This is a genomic window from Paenibacillus sp. FSL H8-0332 (assembly GCF_037963835.1).
GTDB classification, from domain to species: domain Bacteria; phylum Bacillota; class Bacilli; order Paenibacillales; family Paenibacillaceae; genus Paenibacillus_AQ; species Paenibacillus_AQ rhizoplanae.
The window spans coordinates 6297411-6315991 of the sequence record NZ_CP150145.1 but is presented as its reverse complement, the minus strand read 5'-3'; the positions used below and the strand labels follow the sequence as shown (position 1 = coordinate 6315991).

The following is an 18581-nucleotide window of genomic DNA, read 5'->3' as shown; positions in this document are numbered from 1 at the left end:
ATGACATTCTTGAGAGCCAGCGATACGCTGTCCGGCCAGGAGGGCCGGGCCTATGCCACGATTAACGGACAGACGGAAGAAATGTTCTATGTTAAAACCCTGGAAGCCACTGTAGAGAAGCAGAAGGCGGAAGTGAAGACGCTTGGACGCCGCGGGGTGCAGCATAAGGCGACAGGCTGGTCGGGCAGCGGTACGATGACGATTTTTTATATGACGAGCCGTTTCCGCCAGATGATGCTGGAGTACATGAAGACAGGGATTGACCAATACTTCAGCATTATCGTGACCAATGAAGATCCGTCCTCAACCGTGGGCGCCCAGCGCATCATGCTGAAGGATGTCAATCTGGACAGTGTCATTATGGCTTCGCTGGATACGGAGTCGGATGCGCTGGAGGAAGAGGTTGCTTTTACCTTCGAGGATGTGGAATTGGTGCAGCCCTTCGCGGCTCCGGCAAATGCCGGTCAATAAAGCATAAGCGGGCTATTCGCAGGTTGTAAAAGAGTAAATGAATGAATAGGTTCGGGAGGCCCCGCAAAGTATCTGGATAATCATTGAAGCCATAGCCGCTGTGCGGCGGTATTCTGCGGCGGGCCTCTTCGCTGCCCTAACACAATAAGAATCCGGGAGGAACAACATGAGTGAATTAAGTTTATTTTTTGCGCAAAATGCGGCTTGTGATACAACAGAGGAATTCGCGGTCTCGCTGCGGTTCAAGGACAAGGAAGGTAACCCTGCTGTCTGGAAGCTGCGCAGTATGAATGAGGAAGAGAACCAGGAATGCCGTAAAGCGGCCACCCGCAAGGTCAAGGGAAAGAACGGCACCTACACTACGGATATTGATCCCAACGAATATATGGCGAAGCTCATGACGGCAAGCATTGTGCATCCGGATCTGAAGAATACGGAGCTTCAGCGTTCCTACGGGGTCATGGGCGCCGAATCGCTGCTGCGCAAAATGCTGCTGCCCGGAGAATTCGCTGCGCTTGGGGAGCGGGTTCAGGCTCTGAACGGCTTCGCCACAGATATGAACGAACTGGTGGATGACGTAAAAAACTAATCAACGAGGGCGATGGTGAGGCCAATCTGGCCTATTACGCCCTCCATGAGCTGCATATTCTGCCGCATGAACTGATGAAGCTCTCCGTCCGCGAACGCGCAGCAATCTATGCCATGATCTCCGTACGCGTGGACAAGGAGAAGCGGGAGCGTGCGCGGAGCAAGGGGAAGAAGCGATGAAGGGGGTGAAAGAATGGAAATCGATAGCTCCAAAGCAGTCATTATCTCGCGCAGGTCGGTTACGATATGGAAAGCCGTCCATAAACAAAGCCTGCGGATGAATAATAATCTCGACATGGTTAACCGGTCGGTAAAGGGTTTTCAGGCGGCGGTGAAACGTTCCAGTGAACAAATCATCCGCTCGGAGGATCGGATTATTCAATCCTTGCAACAGATCAATGACACGCTGCTGGAAGGCTTCAAACGGCTGCCGGTCAAAGTGGATGTGTCCAGAACAGTTGTGATGCAGCAAAGCCAAAGGGCTGCGCAATCCCAGCAGTTGGGGGTACGGATGCTTAACGCCGCGCCTGTTGTAGAGGAGCCTGAGAAAGCGGAAGAGGCCAAAAAGGTAAAATGGTGGAAAGGGCTTAAAGAAAAAAAGAAAACGGAAGAAAAAAAGCCTGAGGTAAAAAAAGAGGATGTTAAACCACCGGAACCAGAACCAGAGGTTCTACCTAAGCCTAGGATCAATTTGAAGAAAGACCCGGTGCCACCGCCAGTGCCGCCACCACCTCCAGTCCCACCGACACCGAGCGGGGATTCCAAGATCATGAAGTTCCTCAAAACGGCTGATGTGGTAAAGCCTTTTAATGCAATTAAATCCTTCGGAGAGAAGGCGGTGAAGGAGGCCGCACAGCCTGAGGATATTGAAAAATGGAACCAGATGAACAAGAATATTGATCTTGTACTTGGCCAGATTGGCGCCAAAGCGCTAGGTGCTCTGCGGCCGGTGATGGACACCATTAATACGGCATTAACTTCGGGACAGCTGGCGCCGCTTATTGATGCGATGGCTAACGGGTTTCTTTTCATAGCGAATGTGATCTCAATGGTGGTTGACGGGCTATTATGGCTGGCTCAGGTGGTTCAGGATAACTGGTCATTTATTAAGCCTATCCTTGAAGCGATAGCCGTTGTCTTCCTGGCAGCCATGATTGTTCAAGTCTATATGCTTGCTGCCGCCTGGCTGGTGGCGAACTGGCCGATCTTAATCGTCATTGCCGTAATAGCAGTCTTATTGATGATTCTGCAGCATCTTGGCGTCTCGGCGGGTGAGGTGGTTGGATTTATCGTAGGATCGTTCTACTATCTGGCTGCAGTTGTACAGAATATAGCCATTGGTATCCAGAATTTTTTCACTTTGGCTGGCGATGGGTTAGTTTATATATTTAATTGGGCTGTCAATAAAGTGCAGGGATTCTTTTATGGTCTTGCCGCTGGTGCGCTGGATGTTATGTATAGTATTGCTGTAGGCGCAGAAGGATTCGCTGGAGGATTCATGAAGGTAATGGCAAGGGCAATCCAGTGGGTGATCGACAAATTCAACTCGCTGGTTGATATGCTGAGCAATATTCCATTCTTCGACACATTAGGAATCAGCAAGGTCAAAGTTGATATAGAAGAACCCGAGACTCCTCATGGTGCCAGTGATATTATTGCTAAATACCGCCAAGGACTTGAGGTGTATAAACCGGCAGACAAAGTTGTCTTTGAATTGTCCAAGCAGAGAGATTATAAGGACACAAAAGCGGCTTTTGGCAAGGGGAATCAAACAGGAATGAATGGTATGAACAAATTCATGGACAAGGGACAACAAATGGCGGATACGGCCAAGGAGTTTATTACCCCTAAGTCTCCTAAGAATATTCCGGGAGGTTCTACTGGAGTTCTGGGCAGTCAAAACGGCAGTCTGAACAACGTCAACAAGGTAGGCGAGGTAGGCAAGATCAATGAAAAGGTCGATATCTCCAGCGATGATCTGGATATGCTGCGGGAGCTGGCGGAGATTCAGTCGATTCAGAATTTTGTCGAGCTGACGCCGACGGTGCAGGTAACAACCGGGAATATTAATAATTCCGGCGATATTGACTCCATTATCACGAAGATCGGGCAAAAGCTGAAAGAGGAGTTCGTCTCTACGGCGCAGGGGGTGTACACGTAACATGGAGGAGTATGGATTCTATCTTAGCTTCAATAATTATGAAGAGGTGATCCGGCTTCCGGTGAACCCTGAGACGTTGGAGATCAAGGAGATTGGCGACGGCAAAAGCTATACCATTGTTGATTTTGGCGAAATCAATGCGATTGCTTATCCGAAGCTGACGGAGATTACGATTGAGAGTATGTTCCCGGCACAGTATTATCCGTTCGTGGTGTATTCCGGTGAGAATGCCGGCAAGCTGCTGAAGCCTTATGAGTATGTTGAGCTGATCCGCAAATGGATGCTCAGCCGCAGGCCGGTCCGGTTTGTTTTCTCAGGGCTGAAGTCGGCAAATGTGCAGAATACGCAGACCCCAGATTGGCTGAAGCAGGCCAGGGCGCAGGCGCAGCAGGCTTTTACCGGGGATATTGGCATTAATATGGCGGTCAGTATTGAGAACTTCTCCTGGAAGCTGAGTGCGGGGTCCTCGGGGGATATCGAATATACACTTGGACTCAAAAAGTATGTGTTCTATCAGGCGTTAGCCGTGAAGGTGGGCAGCACCGGTGAAGTGAAGAAGCAGCAGAAACGGTCAAGCGAGAAGGCAGCGCCCGCTACCTATACGCTCAAAGCCGGGGATACGCTGTGGTCGGTGGCCCAAAAGCAACTCGGTGACGGCAGTAAATCCAAAACGCTGCAAAAGCTTAATAATATCTCGGACAGCGAACTAAAGAAGCTCAAAATTGGCCGAGTAATCAAGCTGTCTTAGGAGGCCATGGCGATGGAATTAATCGTAATCAATAAGGAAGGCGCCATCTGGAATATTGCCGGAATCGTTACGGATATCACGTGGAAAACCACCCGGACCGGCAAGCCTGCGACGCTTGAGCTTACGCTGGTGGACAGCGGTATGTATCAGCATAAAAAGTTCGCGATCAGCAACGGGGATATTGTGCAGTTCCGCAGAGACGGGGTTGATGTATTCTACGGCTTCGTCTTCAGCATCGACACGGGTGCGAATCAGGAGATCAAGCTGACGGCGTACGATCAGATCCGCTATCTGCTGGGCAATGGCAGTTATGTGCTTCAGGACGTTACTGCGGCTGAGGTGATCAGCACCATTGCCAAAGACCGCGGTTTGCGGCTTGGATTACTGGAACCGGCTGAGTACAAGATTCCCTCACTGATCGAAGACGGCAAGAAGCTGCTCGATATTATTATGGGTGCGGTCGGCAGTGAGCTGCAGTATAAGGGCCAGCTGATGGCCTTCTATGATGATTTCGGCAAGCTGACGCTGCGCAGTCCGCAGTCCATGCTGCTGAAGGTGATTCTGGGGGCAGGCCATTACCTGTATGATTATTCGCTGAAAAGAAGCATCGACGATAATACGTACAATACGATTCTGCTCTACCAGGACAACGAAAAGACCGGCAAACGCGAGTTCTATCCGGTCACAGATAAAGAAAATGTAAAGCGCTGGGGTATTCTGCATCTCTACCAGAAGGCAGATGATAAGGCGAATGCTGCGCAGATTCAGGAAAAGGCAGGCAACCTGCTCAAGCAGCATAACCGTGAGAAGGTAAGTCTCTCCGTGCAGGCTATTGGTGATATACGGGTGAGGGCGGGGAACTTCATTTATGTGCTGCTGGATGAATTCCAGACACAGCTGTTCCTGGTGGATCAATGCAGCCATAAAATTTCCGGAGGGGAGCATACGATGTCCCTAGACATTAAGGTGGTGTAGACAACATGCTCGATATTATTAAACAGGCAAGCCTCGGGGCCGTATCGAATACGAATCCGGTGGCTTTTTCTTATGGGACGGTGGTTCTGGCACAGCCGCTGCAGGTTCAGGTGGAGCAGCGGCTGCTGCTGACAGGAGCCGCACTGGTTGTGGTTGAATCCGTGATGGAGAGCAAGGCTGTGATCGAAGGCCGGGAGATTCTGCTGCGCCGTGGACTTGAAGCGGGAGACCGCGTGCTGCTCGTGCGGATGCAAGGCGGACAGAGCTATATTGTCCTCGATCGGCTGGTGGACCTATGATTCCGGCGATAGGCAGATCCGGTCCGGTGACGGGAGCTCTGGAAGGGAATGTGACCGTTCCTGGGAATGCTCCAAGCCTGACGTACCGGATGGACTGGGAGCACGGACGGATCGGCGGACGGGTAGACGGGCTGGAAGCGGTGAAGCAGGCAGCAATCAAGGTGCTGCAGACCAGCCGTTATGAGCACCTGATCTATAGTACGGACTACGGAACGGAGTGGAAGCTGGTGCTGGGTCAGGATAGGCTGCTGGCCCGGCCGGAGCTGCGCCGCCTGATCAGCGATGCATTGCTCCAGGATGAGCGGATTCAGGCGCTTGAGGATGTGGAGATACTTTTTGACGGAGATACGGTTAGCTTCAGCTGTACGGCTGTCACAGTATACGGTGATTTGGAGCTTAGAAAGGAGGGGATGGCCAGTGTATGAGGATCAGACTTACGAGGCTCTGTTGGAACGTATGCTGGATCGGGTTCCAGAGGGGCTGGACAAGCGCGAGGGAAGTATTATCTATGATGCGCTTGCGCCGGCGGCGGCTGAAATGGCCCAGATGTATCTTGAGCTTGAGGTCAGCAATAATCTGTTCTTCCCGGATACGGCGGACGGCGAATATCTGGAACGAACCATTGCGTGGACGGGACTGAAGCGTCAGCCCGCAGGCAAAGCGCAGCTTGGTGCGAGGTTCTATACCAGTGGCGAACAGCCTATGGATATTCCGCTGGGCAGCCGCTTCTCCCTGGGACTGCTTCATTATAGTGCGGCAGAGAAGCTGGCTCCCGGGACGTACCGCCTGGAGAGTGAGACTGCCGGGGCTGAGGGGAATCAGTATTCTGGCGCGCTGCTGCCGATTGATTATATTCCGGGACTGGCCCGGGGAGAGATTACGGGCCTGCTGGTTCCCGGCACGGATGCGGAGACGGATGAAGCGCTGCGGCAGCGGTACTTCGATTCGGCCCGTCGGCCGGCAACGAGCGGTAATAAATATCATTATATGGAGTGGGCACAGCAGATTCAGGGCGTAGGGGGAGCGCGGGTCTTCCCGCTATGGGCCGGACCGAAGACGGTCAAGGTGGTCATTGTGAACGCGGAGCATCAGCCCGCATCCCCGCTGCTGGTCTCCCAGGTGCAGCAGTTCATTGATCCTGCGCCGGGTCTTGGCGAGGGCCAGGCTCCGGTGGGGGCGGTGGTGACGGTGCAATCGGCCACAGGCAAGGTGGTTGGTGTCTCAGCTAAGGTTACGCTCGCTGCTGGCTATGCGCTGCAGCCGGTTGTTCAAGCTTTTACGGCGCTCCTGGAGAAGTATCGTAAGGAGAAGGCTTTTGCCGCTACCTATATCAGTCAATCGGTCATTGGTGCATTGCTGCTGAATACGGAGGGCGTGGTGGATTATAGCTTACTTAAGCTGAACGGCGGGACGGCAAATATCCCTCTGCTGGAGACAGAAGTGCCGCTGTTCGGCAATGTCGTACTGGAGGTGTAGGCATGGGATATCCGGAGCAGATCGATGTCTTTCAGGATAAGCTGAACAAAAAGGCAAACGGCGGCAGTCATGTTGTAGAGGAGAAGCTTCGGCTTACAAGTGGTGTATTCAGCGGATTGCTGGCCCACGACAATATTAACAATCAGACGCTGGCGGTGTACACAGGCTCCCGCTTCAGCGGGACAGAGGTACGGAATTACTCGGTCTCTTTCCCAGACGAAGCTCCTTGGCGGCGGCTCATTAACATCTATGCGGATGTGCCCGAAGTCTATGTGACTTACGAGACACCGGGAGACACTGTGGAAGCGGATGATGTGAACCAGTTACAGGGCGGGCTTACGGCTACGCAGCGTGAACTGGAGCGGTATAAACAGGCCGGTCTGATTGACGGCGGATCTTTTAGAAGAGAGGTGTAATATGGCACAGACCATTCAGGTCAAACGTGGTACCCGGGCCGAGCTGTCCACTTACGGGATGCTGAAGGCGGGAGAAATGGGCTTCTGTACAGACACGAAGGAGGTCTATATCGGAGACGGTAGCTCCAACTCCATGGTGGGCCGGGCCTTGTCCGGTCCTGAAGCTTCGCGTCCTGCGGCAGCCTCGGCGGGGCGTCTATACTATGTGAGCAGCGGGAGTAACAACGGGTATTTGTATTTCGATGACGGGGCCGCCTGGCGCCGGGTTAACGCGCAGAAATTAACAGATGTGAGCGGAACGGTGGACGATATCGCTGACGGCTCCACGTATGCCAAGGTGCTCAAGGCAGATCTTACAGCAGGGCACCCTAATAAAGTGTCGGACGGCACGAATACGAAGACCGCCGCAGAAATTGCAACGCATCTTAACGATGCCGCGAAGCACAGAATCATTAACGATGGTGGTTCGACGATTACAGATCTGTGGTCCGCGCAAAAAATCAAAAATGAAATCGAGCTGGCCAAGCATAATATCGAGCCTCAGGCTTCGGTGAAGGATCAGCACCTGACGGCTCCGCCAGGAAGTCCCGTGGAAGCTGACCGGTATATCATTCCTTCCGGCGCAACCGGCGTCTGGGCGGGTAAAAGCAGTCAGATTGCGGAATATGCCGCAGGTAGCTGGGCTTATTATGTTCCGGCTGTCGGCTGGACGGCTTATGTGGACGATGAGCAGAAAATCTACAGCTGGAACGGGAGCGCCTGGGTGCGGACGGGCGGCGCGCTACAGACGATCACGGCTGGGAATGGTCTTACCGGCGGCGGGCAGGCGGATAGTGTCACGCTGACCGTCGGGGCAGGCAACGGGATCATTGTCGGCTCAACCAGTGTTGCGGCCAAGCCGGGTAAGGGAATTCTGGTAAACTCGACTGGCATCGAGGTCAACATCGACGGCACGAGTATCGTCTACGATTCGGCCAATGGCAACCAGCTCACGGTAAGCATTATCGATGGCGGAACATTCTAGGAGGCGGTGACCATGGCACGGAAGACATTGATTCAAATCCGCCGCGGCCTGGAGAGTGCGCTGGGTACGCTGGCCGCAGGCGAGCTGGGCTATTGCACGGATAGCGGCAAGCTGTTCATCGGCAGCGGGAGCAGCAATATGCTGCTGGCGGCAGGCCAAAGCACAGGCGATATGCTGAAAAGCATCTACGACACGAATAACAACGGCAAGGTCGATTATGCCCAGGCTGCGGATACGGTTCCCTGGTCAGGGGTGGACGGCAAGCCTGCTGTCTATCCGGCAGCTGCACATACCCATGATTATATGCCCAAGGGTCCGCTGACCTGGAACCAGCTGAAGGGGGTATAGCTATGGCTTATGGAGACAGTATATATGGCCTTGTGGCGTATTCGGCAGATGGTGTGCCAGGGGAAGGGCCGGAGATTACCGCTCCCGATCTGATGAAGTACCTGCCCGATTATTATCAGGGCGTGCCTGAGATGGAGGCTGTGCAGGCCAGCGCAGGTAGAGCCTGCGGTGAAGTGGCTTACGCTATGGCCGACAGTGACGATCAGAAGACGCTGGAGTCGGCTACCTGGGGGCTGTCCCGCTGGGAGCGGATGCTGGGACTGGCCTCAGATCCGAACAAGTCCTACGCCACCCGGCGGGAGATGATCAAGGCCAAGCTGCGGGGCAGTGGAACAACTACGCCGGAGATGATTAGGCGGACGGCGTCTGCTTTTTCCGAGGGAGATGTGGAGGTAGTCGAGGTGCCCGGAGCGTACAGCTTCGAGGTGCGCTTCGTCGGCACGCTGGGCATCCCGGCCAATATGGCAGGGCTGATTCAGATCATGGAAGAGATTAAGCCTGCCCATCTGGACTATAGCTTCGTGTACAGTTACACCTGGTGGGACTCCTTGAAGTCCCTTACCTGGAACGGTGCGCACGGCAAGACCTGGAACGAACTAAGAGTATATGAATAGGAGTGTGAGCGATGAAAACAACGGGTAATCTGGGGCTGAAAAAGCCCGATGGCACAGACATTGTAGATATCACCGATCTGAACGGCAATATGGATATTCTGGACACCGCCGTCAAGGCTGTGCAGGATCATACCGCTGATACAGTCAAGCACATCACGGCGACGGAGCGCACGGCATGGAACGCCAAGGCTTCTACGTCGGTAGCGACCACGACTGCTGCGGGGCTAATGGCTGGAGCGGACAAGTCGAAGCTGGATAGTGTGGCGCAGGGGGCTAATAATTATGTGCATCCTTCCACGCATTCGCCATCGGTCATCGTCCAGGACTCGTCCAACCGCTTCGTAACCGATGCGGAGAAGACGGCCTGGAATGGCAAGGCAAATCTAGTGACTACACCGCAGCAGACTACAGCGGATATTACCTATTACGTCCGGACGGATGGGAATGATGGGAATACGGGGTTGGGGAATACGGCGGGTGGGGCTTTCAGGACGATAGGCAGAGCGGTTAAAGCGATTCCAAAAATGGCTAATAATACCATAAATATCAATGTGGCGGCAGGGACCTATGCTGAGGCGGTTATTATCACGGGTTTTGTTACATCAGACTTGTTTGCTCTTACCGCTTCGGGAAATGTGAGCGTGACCTCTATAGAGGTCAACAACAGTCATGGGGTCTTTGTAATTAAGGGGTTTACAGCAACGTCTACGACAGCGGTGGGAGCTTTTAAAGTCTCTGCCTCCAGGCGCGTTGTGTTTGAATCTTGTGTAGTCACTACGCAGAGCGCACAAGCCGGAGTATATGTAAGTGCCTCAGACGTTTTCGTTGATCGTTGTAACGTATCGAATCGTGGTAATGCTGTAGTGATTCTGGCAGAATGTGTGGCTTATGCATCGAACAATACAGGCGTGAATAATGGCGCTGCGTATCTGTCCGGTTTCGCCTCCTACTTTGGGTATTCAGGTACAGTTCCGGCTGGTAATATGGTGGCACAGGATGGAGGTATGCTTGTTCCAGGGATGGGTGTACTCAACCCATGGGGAGATAACAATACTCAGTCACGTACCGGGGCGGCGGGTGGTTCAACTGCTGCACAGAATATGGTTTCAAACACAATGACCAAGCTAGTATATAACGGAAAATACTTTGACTATTTAAATGAATGGAATCCAGCTACAGGGACGTTCACGCCTAGTCGCACAGGGATGTATTCGTTCGACATCTTGTGCTCACTTCAAGGAGTGCCTGACGGGGTTGTCATTAGCTTGCACATGTTTAAAAACGGCACCGAAGATCAGTGTATAGGTCGTAATACTAATTCAGGTTCGTCGGTCTCTGTGACTTCAGGACATGTGACAACAGATTTAACGGCTGGTCAACCTGTTAGTATTTATCTCCACCAGAGTCATTCAAGCGGCTTGTCCACAACAGGCAGTAATTTGTACAACTGGTTCAGGGTAACGAGAGTATCTTAAGAAGGAGGGTCAAGATATGAATATAGCTCTATCAATCATGCATTTATACCCAACAGCAGTCTCATTGCAGGACTTCATCGTCCAAGACAACGGACCGGAACCCGTCCTGCGGCTGGGAGCCGAAGCCAAAGGCCGGGTCCGCTACGAGATCAAGCCGCCAGAAATTGCCGAACAACCCGTAGAGGGCGTCCACTACCGCCATGGCATTGACTACAATCTACTGGTCGAAGGCGAGGATTATGATCTGGTGGAACGGGGGCCGCATATTGCGGTCTGGAAGCTGGATGTGCCGCAGCCGACAGAGGCTGAGTTGCAGGCGGCGTGGGAAGCGTACCAAGAAGCCGAGGCGAACAAGCCGCCGGTGCTGACGGAGATGGAGCAGCTGCAGCAAAAGAATGTGATGCTGAGAGCGCAGAATCATGCGCTGTCCGAGCGTGCGGACTTCATCGAGGATATTATTGCTGAAATGGCAACCCAGGTCTATTCTTAAACGTTCGGCGGGGTCGCCTAAGCTTTACGCATATTAATAGAAAGGTGGTGAGAGCAATGGCCTTATTTTTCGCACAACGCGTTACGCTGGGGAAGACGAAGTATAGCGAGGTCCCCTCTACGCTGAAGCCTGCGGTCAAGCAGATTCTGGTGGAGAACGGACTTACGTTCCTTGTAACTGAAGAGTAGATTGCCACAGGCGCCGCTCACGGCGTTTTTATTTTGCCCTCGGACCCGTCCGGGGGTTATATGAGAAGCACTGAAGAAATAAACAAAAAGCAAAAGAAGCGGAGGGGAAATTTGGAACTGTAGGAGCGGTAGCGTCCGCCTCCCTCCTTATGATTCAGTTTTCTTACGCTAGCTCGCTAATTCGCAGGATTTCATTCGTTATGAATACAAATGCAGTAACGAAGCAGAGCGGGTGGGGGTTAAGGTGGCGGTACGGGCATAACCAAATAAGGGGACACAAGACAATTCCCATTAAATCCCTTTATTTGCATGCTCCATCTTTAACCTTGTGGTTTACCCTCCCATGTCTCAACGGGTCGATGCCCTTACATTCCTTCGTTACACCTATCAAGGAGATGGAGTCCGTCAGTGCTTTGTCCACGGGTCTGAGCCCTTTAGGCGGTCGTAACGGTACTCATGCTTCATGATGAATCCTGCGAATGAGCCAGTTGGCAAGTGAATACTTTCGGTCTTAGGCTGCAGAGTTTACCTTGCACACATCATAGTCGGAACCCTTCTTGGACATCGCTACAAGCATGCGTGCGAGCTTCCCGCACAGCTTCATGATGGACTTCATGCCAGTCATGTGTTTCACTCGTTTGTTATGCTGATGAAGTGCCCGAAATTCCGGATTGACGGAGACCATCTGAAATACGGCGATAAAGAGAATTTTTCGCAGTCCAGGTCGCCCTCGCTTCGTAATTTTCACTTGGCCTTTGTAGATGCCTGAGCTGTTCTCCGACAGATGTAAACCAGCTAAACGAAGTAATTGGTTGCCGTGGGCAAAGCGGCTGAAGTCACCTGCTTCACTGTATAACGCCGCCAAGGTAATGTCATGGATCCCTTTAATCGATCGCAAGCTCTTCGTCGCGGGAATGGTTTGAAGGATGTGATGAATCTTCTCCTTCAGTAGCTCCATTTGGTCGTGAAATAACTGTAGTTGCTGTAAAAGCATCGATAGACTCAATTTAGCTTCTTCGACGGACTCTGGGCTGCCTACCGTTCGTTGTGCCGCGTGGAGGAGAGCGACGGCGACTTTGTGGCTACCGGCACGTTTTAAACGCTTCTTCCACCCTACAATGACCTCTTGAACCGACAAGGTGCAAAGATCGGAAGGGTGAGCAAATTCGGCTAACGTTGCCAGAGCGGTCTTCGAAGTGATGTCTTTAAAGACCTGCTGGAACTCAGGGAAGTAGATGTCAGTCCAGCGGTAGATTTGGTTGACTATACTGGAAGCTTGTTTGGAAATGTAGTCTCTGGTGTTGACCAGTTGCCGAAGCGCCTGAAACGGTCCCGTGTGCAGGTATAGGTCGCTGTAGTAGCCATTCTTGACCATGTCGGCAATCACTAAGGCATCCTTGACGTCATTTTTCGTTGGGGAGTTGTCCCGGTTTTCTTTATTGCGTTTCACCTGAAAAGGGTTGACGAGAACGAGTTCGAGCTGCTTCTCTTGAAGCCAGAGCGCCAGATTGAACCAGTAGTGACCGGTGGGCTCCACACCGAAAATGACATCGGTTTTGTGAAATTGGATCTGGAGCGCCTGCATCCACTGAAACAGCTTTTCAAACCCCTCCTGATCATTGGAAAAGGAAAGATAGGCTCCACGTTCGATGCCTCGGTAGTCGGTGGCACGAGCGACATGAGTGAATTTGGCGATGTCGATCCCCACAATAAGATGATGAGGGGTAATACGTTCAATGCGTTGATTTTGTTGGGCCGATTGTTTAAACTTCATAGTAAGAGCACCTTCCTTATAGATGATTGGCTGTCGTCGTGGACACCATTTATCATAAGGAGGTGCTCGTTAAATTTCAAAGCCCAAATTTAAGGGGATACAGGAATGCTTTGTCTCCGGATTTCCACCGCAACAAGCGGTATAATTCAAGAAATCTGGAGACAACAGCGGCCGGAAGTCCAAATGTTCACCGCAGTGACGATGAAGCTTCAAGTTTAAATCTTAAGTGCGTCTTATAGAACTACTTTAATAACTACTTTAATAACCACACAGAAGGGAGTGAAGCAATGGACAGCAACGATGTTGCGAATCTGGAGAAGCTGCTGCCGCTTGCAGATAAGTATGGACTGGCTTATATTATCGCTCTGATTCTGCTCATGATTATGCTTGTGCTTTTGCGGTCGATTGTGAAGGGGAATCTGGTGCCGCGTGAACTGCTGGAGCGTGCCGAGGAGGACCGGGACCGGTTGCAGAATATCCTCGACAAAGAACGGTCAGACTTCATGGCACCCACGCTTGAAGTCTTGCAGCGATTGAAAATAGACCATTCCGCAAACAGCCACACCAGTAGTACTAATGAAGAAGACAGGGAGGGATAACGTGCTGAGTGCGTGGATCAAGCGTCTATCGCCCCTGCACCGGGACAGAGAGCGTAGGCTGGCGCTGGCAGGACATAAAGTATCGCTCTCTATCCGCAGGTACAAGAATGTCTCGAAAGATATTCAGGATGAAATCAGGAACAACGGGTTCGCAGAGTTCCTAATCTATGATCGGGGGGCAGAAGATGAGCAGCATTGATATTGTGTTGTTACTGGCCTATTCTATATCCTTTATCTGTGCGCTGCTGCTGATGGCTGCGCTTTTTTTGTATTTCCGCCGAAGATTCCGGGTGCGCGTGGTCAGTCTGTTTATGCTGGCGGCGTTCTTTTTCCTAGGGGCGTATACGGTTAAAATGGCGGTGGCCTTCTGGATCAGATTCAGCTCCGCTCCCGCCCCGGACGCTATACGAAGCTCGCTGCAATCGGATGCCTGGGCTATTGCCCAGACAGGAACCACCATAGGGCTAGTCATTCTAACCCTCTTGATGTACACCAGACGCCAGGATCTGTTCGTGGTCCTCTCTGAAATCAGGAAAGGGGAGGAATCGCATGCTGACGCTGGCTCAAGTCCTGAATAAATCCGCTGCCCGCCTGTCCGGGCTTCATCCCGCCGTCCTTGCCGCAGCGACCACACTGATTGAACGCAGTTATGCTGGCGGGATTCCCATCCTGATCACGCAAGGCCTGCGGACGATTGCCGAACAGGATGCGCTCTATGCCCAGGGGCGAACCCGGCCTGGAGCGATCGTGACGAATGCGCGTGGCGGGTACAGTTATCACAATTATGGATTGGCAGTGGATTTTGCGCTGCTGCTTCCGAATGGTTGGGGCGTCTCTTGGGATATGAACAGGGACGGGAATCAGAATGGGACCACGGATTGGCTGGAGGTGGTGCAGCACGCTAAGGCCATTGGGTTCGAATGGGGCGGCGACTGGACTAGCTTCAAGGATTACCCGCATCTGCAGATGAGCTTCGGATTAAGTCTGACGGAGCTGCGGACGGGGAAAAAGCCTGCGGCTGCGGCCGTGGAGGCGGTGATTGAACGGATCAAGCCCAAGGAGGGACAAGCGGTGAAGACTCAGCTGAAAGTTGCAATACAGGTTAATGGAAGGAAGATTGCGGACGGGTGGCTGGAGGGTGGGGTTACCTACGTTCCTGCACGTAAAATTGCGGAGGCGCTGGGAGCTAAGATTGCTTACCATCCGGCAGCCAACACCGTTGAAATCACTACCACACCGCAGAAAGGAGCAATCTCATGATGAACCGCGAACTGCTGGATCATGTATTGGCTTTTGCCTCCATACTGGCCGTATTTATTCTTGCCTTGGTGCAGCTGATCAAAAATAATACCCATTTACCGCGTAACAGCATCCCTTTTATCGGACTTGCCATCGGGCTGCTGGTTGGAGCGGCGGCGTATCCTTTTACAGAGCTGGAGTTGACCTTGCGTCTGTGGGCAGGAGGATTGGCCGGGTTATCGGCTACCGGATTATTCGAATTGGCATTCAACAACCGCTCAGGGCACACAATGAAATAAAAGTTAACCTGCGATGAACGGCCGGCTCTGCGGAGCTGGCTGTTTTTGTCGTTTGCGTCATATAACTTCACATGATCACTGCATACAGCATATATCAAAGAGAGAATATAACAGGAAGAAATACATAATTTTTTGAGACTGCATAAATGGCCGGTTTGGTGTATAATCGAAATCACTGCACTGCTTTACCGCGCAATAAAGTTGAAGATTTCCGGGCGGTTTTATTGTATGATATGAAGAAAGCTTTTCAAATAGACAATGTTAAGAGCATTGATCCGGAAGAGGATGGGGGGAGCAGCATGACCGAACTTACGACTACCGTTAGCAAAAGCAACTCCAACAATCTGCTGCGGCGAGACGTACGGTTCCTGGGGAACATACTGGGTGAAGTCTTGGTACACCAAGGCGGCAACGAACTGCTGGAGATTGTGGAGAAGATCCGCGAGACCAGCAAATCGCTGCGCTCATTGTTTTTGCCTGAACTGCACAACGAATTTAAAGAGCTGATCAGCTCACTGGACCCGGAGAATCGCCATCAGGTGATCCGTGCCTTCGCGATTTATTTTCAGCTGGTCAACATCGCCGAGCAGAACCACCGGATTCGCCGTAAACGCGACTACGAACGTTCTGCCGGGGAGACTGTACAGCCGGGGTCAATTGAGAGCGCGGTTCAAGAGCTTCGCGAGCGGGAATTCTCCCACGAAGAGGTTCTTGAGATCATGAGCGGCATGTCGCTCGAGCTGGTTATGACCGCTCACCCTACTGAAGCTATGCGCCGTGCGATCCTCGATATTCACAAACGGATCTCCGACGACGTCATGGGCTTGGATAATCCGACACTAACCTTCCGCGAACGCGAACAACTCCGGGAGAAGCTGCTGAATGAGGTAATTACCTTGTGGCAGACCGATGAACTGCGTGACCGCAAGCCTACGGTGCTGGATGAAGTGCGTAACGGGATGTATTACTTCCATGAGACGATTTTTGAAGTCCTGCCGGATGTATATCAGGAGCTTGAGCGCTGTCTGAGCAAATATTATCCGGGCCAGAACTGGCATGTGCCGACCTATCTGCGTTTTGGTTCATGGATCGGGGGAGACCGCGACGGTAACCCGTCCGTGAAGGCATCCGTTACCTTGCAGACTCTCCGTCTGCAGCGCAAGCTGGCTATTCGTGAATACCAGCGTATTATGCGCGAGCTGATGCAGTACCTCAGCTTTAGTACAAGCATTGTGAATGTGACGCCGGAGCTGCTGGAATCCATTGAGGCAGACCGGAATATTATCAATCTCAACCGGGTCGATGCCTGGCGTAATGATAACGAGCCTTACCGGATTAAGCTTAGCTATATGATCTCGAAGACCCAGAATGTGCTGGACGATGAGAAAAAAGGAACACCAGAGCGCTACGCATCCCCGGCGCAATTCATCGACGACCTGAACGTGATTGACCGCAGCCTGCGGCATCACTACGCCGATTATGTAGCAGATACCTACATTAAGAAGCTGATTCGTCAGGTGGAGCTGTTCGGCTTCCACACTTCTACGCTGGATGTCCGCCAGCACAGCCAAGAGCATGAGAATGCGATGACAGAGGTTCTGGCCAAGATGAATATTACACCGGATTACTCCAAGCTGTCGGAGCAAGAGAAGATTGTGCTGCTGGAGAAGCTGCTGAATGATCCGCGTCCGCTGACTTCCCCTTACCAGTCGTATAGTGAAGGGACAGAGGAATGCCTGGCGGTATACCGTGCGATCTATGAGGCACAGGAGGAATACGGCAAGCAGTGTATTACAAGCTATCTAATCAGTATGGCGGAGGCGGCAAGCGATATTCTGGAGGTTATGGTCTTCTCTAAGGAAGTCGGCTTGTTCCGCAAAGATAACGACGGTACGGTAGTCTGTACTCTGCAGGCTGTGCCGCTGTTCGAGACGATTGACGACCTGCATGATGCGCCGCAGATTATGCGTACGCTGCTCAGTATGCCGATCTACCGCGATGCGGTTACTGCGATGAATGATCTGCAGGAGATCATGTTGGGGTATTCCGACAGTAATAAAGACGGCGGCGTGGTTACAGCGAACTGGGAGCTGCGTGTGGCCCTGAAGCAGATCACAGCGGCTGCCGATGAGTTCGGCATTAAGCTGAAGTTCTTCCATGGGCGCGGCGGTGCCCTCGGACGCGGCGGTATGCCGCTCAACCGGAGCATTCTGGCCCAGCCGGCTTCCACCATTGGCGGCGGGATTAAGATTACCGAGCAGGGCGAAGTTATCTCCTCCCGGTATTCGATGAAAGGTATTGCTTACCGCAGTCTGGAGCAGGCGACGTCTGCGCTGATTACAGCGGCTATTCATGCCAGATCGCCGCAAGCGGATCTGTACGAAGCCAAGTGGGATGAGATTATTGCCCGTATCTCTGAAGTCTCGCTGAACAAGTATCAGGATCTGATCTTCCGTGATCCGGATTTCCTTATGTACTTCAAAGAGTCAACCCCGTTGCCGGAGGTAGGCGAGCTGAATATCGGCTCACGCCCTTCGAAGCGGAAGAATAGCGAGCGCTTCGAGGACCTGCGTGCAATTCCTTGGGTATTCGCCTGGACGCAGAGCCGTTATCTGCTTCCAGCATGGTATGCCGCCGGAACCGGTCTGCAGAGCTTCTATGAGGGCAAGGAAGAGAATATGAAGATCATGCAGCATATGTATGCTAACTTCTCATTCTTCACGACCCTGATCGATACGCTGCAGATGGCTCTTGCGAAGGCGGATCTGGTCATCGCCAAGGAATATGCTGGTATGGGCAAGAACGAGGAGGCGCGTGTGCGAATCTTCGGCCAGATTGAGGCCGAGTTCAAGCTGACTTCCGAGCTGATCCTCCAGATCACCGGACAGCAGGACATTCTGGATAATGTTCCAGTCATTCAGGAGTCGATCCGCCTGCGTAATCCGTACGTTGATCCGCTCAGCTACCTGCAGGTTCAGCTCCTCGCCGAGCTTCGCGCCCTGCGTGAGGTTGAGGGAGATGACGCTGAGCTGCTGCGTGAAGTGCTGCTTACGATCAATGGTATTGCCGCCGGTCTTCGGAATACCGGCTGATGGTTTGTGAGCACTCGCTCTGACGATCTTGATCTAAAAAGTCGGCGAAGCCGCTTTAAGGTTTGATTTTCAAAGTCGGCGAAGCCGCTTTAAGGTTTTGATTTTCAAAGTCGGCGAAGCCGCTTTATAAGATTTTGAAGGCGTTGTTCTTCAACCCCGTTCGCCTCTTACCTAGAGGAGGGACGGGGTTTTTGTCGTTCAAGGGAGGCCGGGGGGCAGGGACCCGGCCGAGCCCATGCCCCACCCCATTGTTGCCTGAGATATACTTGGGCAACAAGAAAAGCAGTGGGGGAACCAGGCTGATA

22 protein-coding genes are annotated in these 18581 nt (G+C 52.5%); 21 read left to right on the top strand and 1 reads right to left on the bottom strand.

Annotated elements, in window-relative coordinates:
- The 15 genes from NST43_RS27315 (at nucleotide 1) to NST43_RS27245 (ending at nucleotide 11273) form a co-directional block, all read left to right on the top strand.
- A complete protein-coding gene (locus NST43_RS27315; protein WP_036724540.1) occupies nucleotides 1–471 on the top strand; it encodes a phage tail tube protein in 471 nt (156 codons plus the stop codon).
- A gap of 166 nt (nucleotides 472–637) precedes the next feature.
- Entirely contained in the window at nucleotides 638–1060 is a 423-nt protein-coding gene (locus NST43_RS27310) for a phage portal protein (RefSeq protein WP_036696211.1), read from the top strand.
- Between the two features lie 192 nt (nucleotides 1061–1252).
- Nucleotides 1253–3220, top strand: a complete 1968-nt coding sequence (locus NST43_RS27305) for a hypothetical protein (RefSeq protein WP_339220504.1) — start codon at nucleotides 1253–1255, stop codon at nucleotides 3218–3220.
- Nucleotide 3221: 1 nt separating this feature from the next.
- Complete coding sequence (locus NST43_RS27300) at nucleotides 3222–3968, top strand: LysM domain-containing protein (protein WP_339220503.1); 747 nt, start codon at nucleotides 3222–3224, stop codon at nucleotides 3966–3968.
- 12 nt (nucleotides 3969–3980) lie between these two features.
- Nucleotides 3981–4943: a hypothetical protein gene (locus tag NST43_RS27295; RefSeq protein ID WP_339220502.1), complete on the top strand. Its 963-nt coding sequence runs from the start codon at nucleotides 3981–3983 to the stop codon at nucleotides 4941–4943.
- 5 nt (nucleotides 4944–4948) lie between these two features.
- On the top strand, nucleotides 4949–5242 hold the full coding sequence (locus NST43_RS27290; RefSeq protein ID WP_339220500.1) for a DUF2577 domain-containing protein: 294 nt from the start codon (nucleotides 4949–4951) through the stop codon (nucleotides 5240–5242).
- Nucleotides 5239–5667, top strand: coding sequence for a DUF2634 domain-containing protein (locus NST43_RS27285; RefSeq protein ID WP_339220498.1), 429 nt, complete (start codon nucleotides 5239–5241; stop codon nucleotides 5665–5667). The genes NST43_RS27290 and NST43_RS27285 overlap by 4 nt, the downstream gene beginning before the upstream one ends.
- Nucleotides 5660–6718 carry a baseplate J/gp47 family protein gene (locus NST43_RS27280; protein ID WP_339220496.1) on the top strand — a complete coding sequence of 353 codons (1059 nt, stop codon included), beginning with the start codon at nucleotides 5660–5662 and terminating at the stop codon, nucleotides 6716–6718. Before NST43_RS27285 ends, NST43_RS27280 begins: the two co-directional genes overlap by 8 nt.
- Before the next feature lie 2 nt (nucleotides 6719–6720).
- Complete coding sequence (locus NST43_RS27275; protein WP_036724526.1) at nucleotides 6721–7134, top strand: hypothetical protein; 414 nt, start codon at nucleotides 6721–6723, stop codon at nucleotides 7132–7134.
- Between the two features lies 1 nt (nucleotide 7135).
- Nucleotides 7136–8158, top strand: a complete 1023-nt coding sequence (locus NST43_RS27270; RefSeq protein WP_339220494.1) for a DUF2793 domain-containing protein — start codon at nucleotides 7136–7138, stop codon at nucleotides 8156–8158.
- 12 nt (nucleotides 8159–8170) lie between these two features.
- On the top strand, nucleotides 8171–8506 hold the full coding sequence (locus tag NST43_RS27265) for a phage tail protein (protein WP_339220492.1): 336 nt from the start codon (nucleotides 8171–8173) through the stop codon (nucleotides 8504–8506).
- 2 nt (nucleotides 8507–8508) lie between these two features.
- Nucleotides 8509–9120 carry a putative phage tail protein gene (locus NST43_RS27260; protein WP_339220491.1) on the top strand — a complete coding sequence of 204 codons (612 nt, stop codon included), beginning with the start codon at nucleotides 8509–8511 and terminating at the stop codon, nucleotides 9118–9120.
- A gap of 11 nt (nucleotides 9121–9131) precedes the next feature.
- Nucleotides 9132–10595, top strand: a complete 1464-nt coding sequence (locus NST43_RS27255; protein WP_339220489.1) for a hypothetical protein — start codon at nucleotides 9132–9134, stop codon at nucleotides 10593–10595.
- A gap of 16 nt (nucleotides 10596–10611) precedes the next feature.
- Nucleotides 10612–11085, top strand: coding sequence for an XkdW family protein (locus NST43_RS27250; RefSeq protein WP_339220487.1), 474 nt, complete (start codon nucleotides 10612–10614; stop codon nucleotides 11083–11085).
- A 56-nt stretch (nucleotides 11086–11141) separates the two neighbouring features.
- The gene (locus tag NST43_RS27245; RefSeq protein WP_339220485.1) at nucleotides 11142–11273 is read left to right on the top strand and encodes a hypothetical protein; all 132 of its coding nucleotides are present in this window, start codon (nucleotides 11142–11144) and stop codon (nucleotides 11271–11273) included.
- A 511-nt stretch (nucleotides 11274–11784) separates the two neighbouring features.
- Here NST43_RS27245 and NST43_RS27240 read toward each other — a convergent pair.
- Nucleotides 11785–13047 carry an IS110 family transposase gene (locus NST43_RS27240; protein ID WP_339220483.1) on the bottom strand — a complete coding sequence of 421 codons (1263 nt, stop codon included), beginning with the start codon at nucleotides 13045–13047 and terminating at the stop codon, nucleotides 11785–11787.
- A 287-nt stretch (nucleotides 13048–13334) separates the two neighbouring features.
- Between NST43_RS27240 and NST43_RS27235 the strand changes: the two genes are divergently transcribed.
- The 6 genes from NST43_RS27235 to ppc all read left to right on the top strand — a co-directional run bounded on the left by NST43_RS27235 (nucleotide 13335) and on the right by ppc (nucleotide 18276).
- The gene (locus NST43_RS27235) at nucleotides 13335–13646 is read left to right on the top strand and encodes a hypothetical protein (RefSeq protein WP_339220481.1); all 312 of its coding nucleotides are present in this window, start codon (nucleotides 13335–13337) and stop codon (nucleotides 13644–13646) included.
- Nucleotides 13624–13845 (top strand): hypothetical protein, encoded by a 222-nt coding sequence (locus NST43_RS27230; RefSeq protein ID WP_339220479.1) that lies wholly within the window; start codon nucleotides 13624–13626, stop codon nucleotides 13843–13845. Before NST43_RS27235 ends, NST43_RS27230 begins: the two co-directional genes overlap by 23 nt.
- Nucleotides 13832–14224, top strand: a complete 393-nt coding sequence (locus tag NST43_RS27225) for a hypothetical protein (protein WP_339220477.1) — start codon at nucleotides 13832–13834, stop codon at nucleotides 14222–14224. The genes NST43_RS27230 and NST43_RS27225 overlap by 14 nt, the downstream gene beginning before the upstream one ends.
- The gene (locus NST43_RS27220; RefSeq protein ID WP_339220475.1) at nucleotides 14196–14906 is read left to right on the top strand and encodes a M15 family metallopeptidase; all 711 of its coding nucleotides are present in this window, start codon (nucleotides 14196–14198) and stop codon (nucleotides 14904–14906) included. Before NST43_RS27225 ends, NST43_RS27220 begins: the two co-directional genes overlap by 29 nt.
- A complete protein-coding gene (locus NST43_RS27215) occupies nucleotides 14906–15184 on the top strand; it encodes a holin (RefSeq protein ID WP_209991898.1) in 279 nt (92 codons plus the stop codon). Before NST43_RS27220 ends, NST43_RS27215 begins: the two co-directional genes overlap by 1 nt.
- A 299-nt stretch (nucleotides 15185–15483) precedes the next feature.
- Entirely contained in the window at nucleotides 15484–18276 is a 2793-nt protein-coding gene (gene ppc / locus NST43_RS27210) for a phosphoenolpyruvate carboxylase (protein ID WP_339225540.1), read from the top strand.
- Nucleotides 18277–18581 lie beyond the last annotated feature (305 nt).

Coding starts and splice junctions, on each gene's coding strand:
- NST43_RS27245 (WP_339220485.1), top strand. CDS start 11,142: ATGGCCTTATTTTTCGCACAACGCGTTACGCTGGGGAAGACGAAGTAT.
- NST43_RS27240 (WP_339220483.1), bottom strand. CDS start 13,047: ATGAAGTTTAAACAATCGGCCCAACAAAATCAACGCATTGAACGTATT.
- NST43_RS27310 (WP_036696211.1), top strand. CDS start 638: ATGAGTGAATTAAGTTTATTTTTTGCGCAAAATGCGGCTTGTGATACA.
- NST43_RS27275 (WP_036724526.1), top strand. CDS start 6,721: ATGGGATATCCGGAGCAGATCGATGTCTTTCAGGATAAGCTGAACAAA.
- ppc (WP_339225540.1), top strand. CDS start 15,484: ATGACCGAACTTACGACTACCGTTAGCAAAAGCAACTCCAACAATCTG.
- NST43_RS27305 (WP_339220504.1), top strand. CDS start 1,253: ATGGAAATCGATAGCTCCAAAGCAGTCATTATCTCGCGCAGGTCGGTT.
- NST43_RS27250 (WP_339220487.1), top strand. CDS start 10,612: ATGAATATAGCTCTATCAATCATGCATTTATACCCAACAGCAGTCTCA.
- NST43_RS27290 (WP_339220500.1), top strand. CDS start 4,949: ATGCTCGATATTATTAAACAGGCAAGCCTCGGGGCCGTATCGAATACG.
- NST43_RS27260 (WP_339220491.1), top strand. CDS start 8,509: ATGGCTTATGGAGACAGTATATATGGCCTTGTGGCGTATTCGGCAGAT.
- NST43_RS27270 (WP_339220494.1), top strand. CDS start 7,136: ATGGCACAGACCATTCAGGTCAAACGTGGTACCCGGGCCGAGCTGTCC.
- NST43_RS27315 (WP_036724540.1), top strand. CDS start 1: ATGACATTCTTGAGAGCCAGCGATACGCTGTCCGGCCAGGAGGGCCGG.
- NST43_RS27225 (WP_339220477.1), top strand. CDS start 13,832: ATGAGCAGCATTGATATTGTGTTGTTACTGGCCTATTCTATATCCTTT.
- NST43_RS27235 (WP_339220481.1), top strand. CDS start 13,335: ATGGACAGCAACGATGTTGCGAATCTGGAGAAGCTGCTGCCGCTTGCA.
- NST43_RS27295 (WP_339220502.1), top strand. CDS start 3,981: ATGGAATTAATCGTAATCAATAAGGAAGGCGCCATCTGGAATATTGCC.
- NST43_RS27220 (WP_339220475.1), top strand. CDS start 14,196: ATGCTGACGCTGGCTCAAGTCCTGAATAAATCCGCTGCCCGCCTGTCC.
- NST43_RS27285 (WP_339220498.1), top strand. CDS start 5,239: ATGATTCCGGCGATAGGCAGATCCGGTCCGGTGACGGGAGCTCTGGAA.
- NST43_RS27300 (WP_339220503.1), top strand. CDS start 3,222: ATGGAGGAGTATGGATTCTATCTTAGCTTCAATAATTATGAAGAGGTG.
- NST43_RS27265 (WP_339220492.1), top strand. CDS start 8,171: ATGGCACGGAAGACATTGATTCAAATCCGCCGCGGCCTGGAGAGTGCG.
- NST43_RS27215 (WP_209991898.1), top strand. CDS start 14,906: ATGAACCGCGAACTGCTGGATCATGTATTGGCTTTTGCCTCCATACTG.
- NST43_RS27255 (WP_339220489.1), top strand. CDS start 9,132: ATGAAAACAACGGGTAATCTGGGGCTGAAAAAGCCCGATGGCACAGAC.
- NST43_RS27230 (WP_339220479.1), top strand. CDS start 13,624: ATGAAGAAGACAGGGAGGGATAACGTGCTGAGTGCGTGGATCAAGCGT.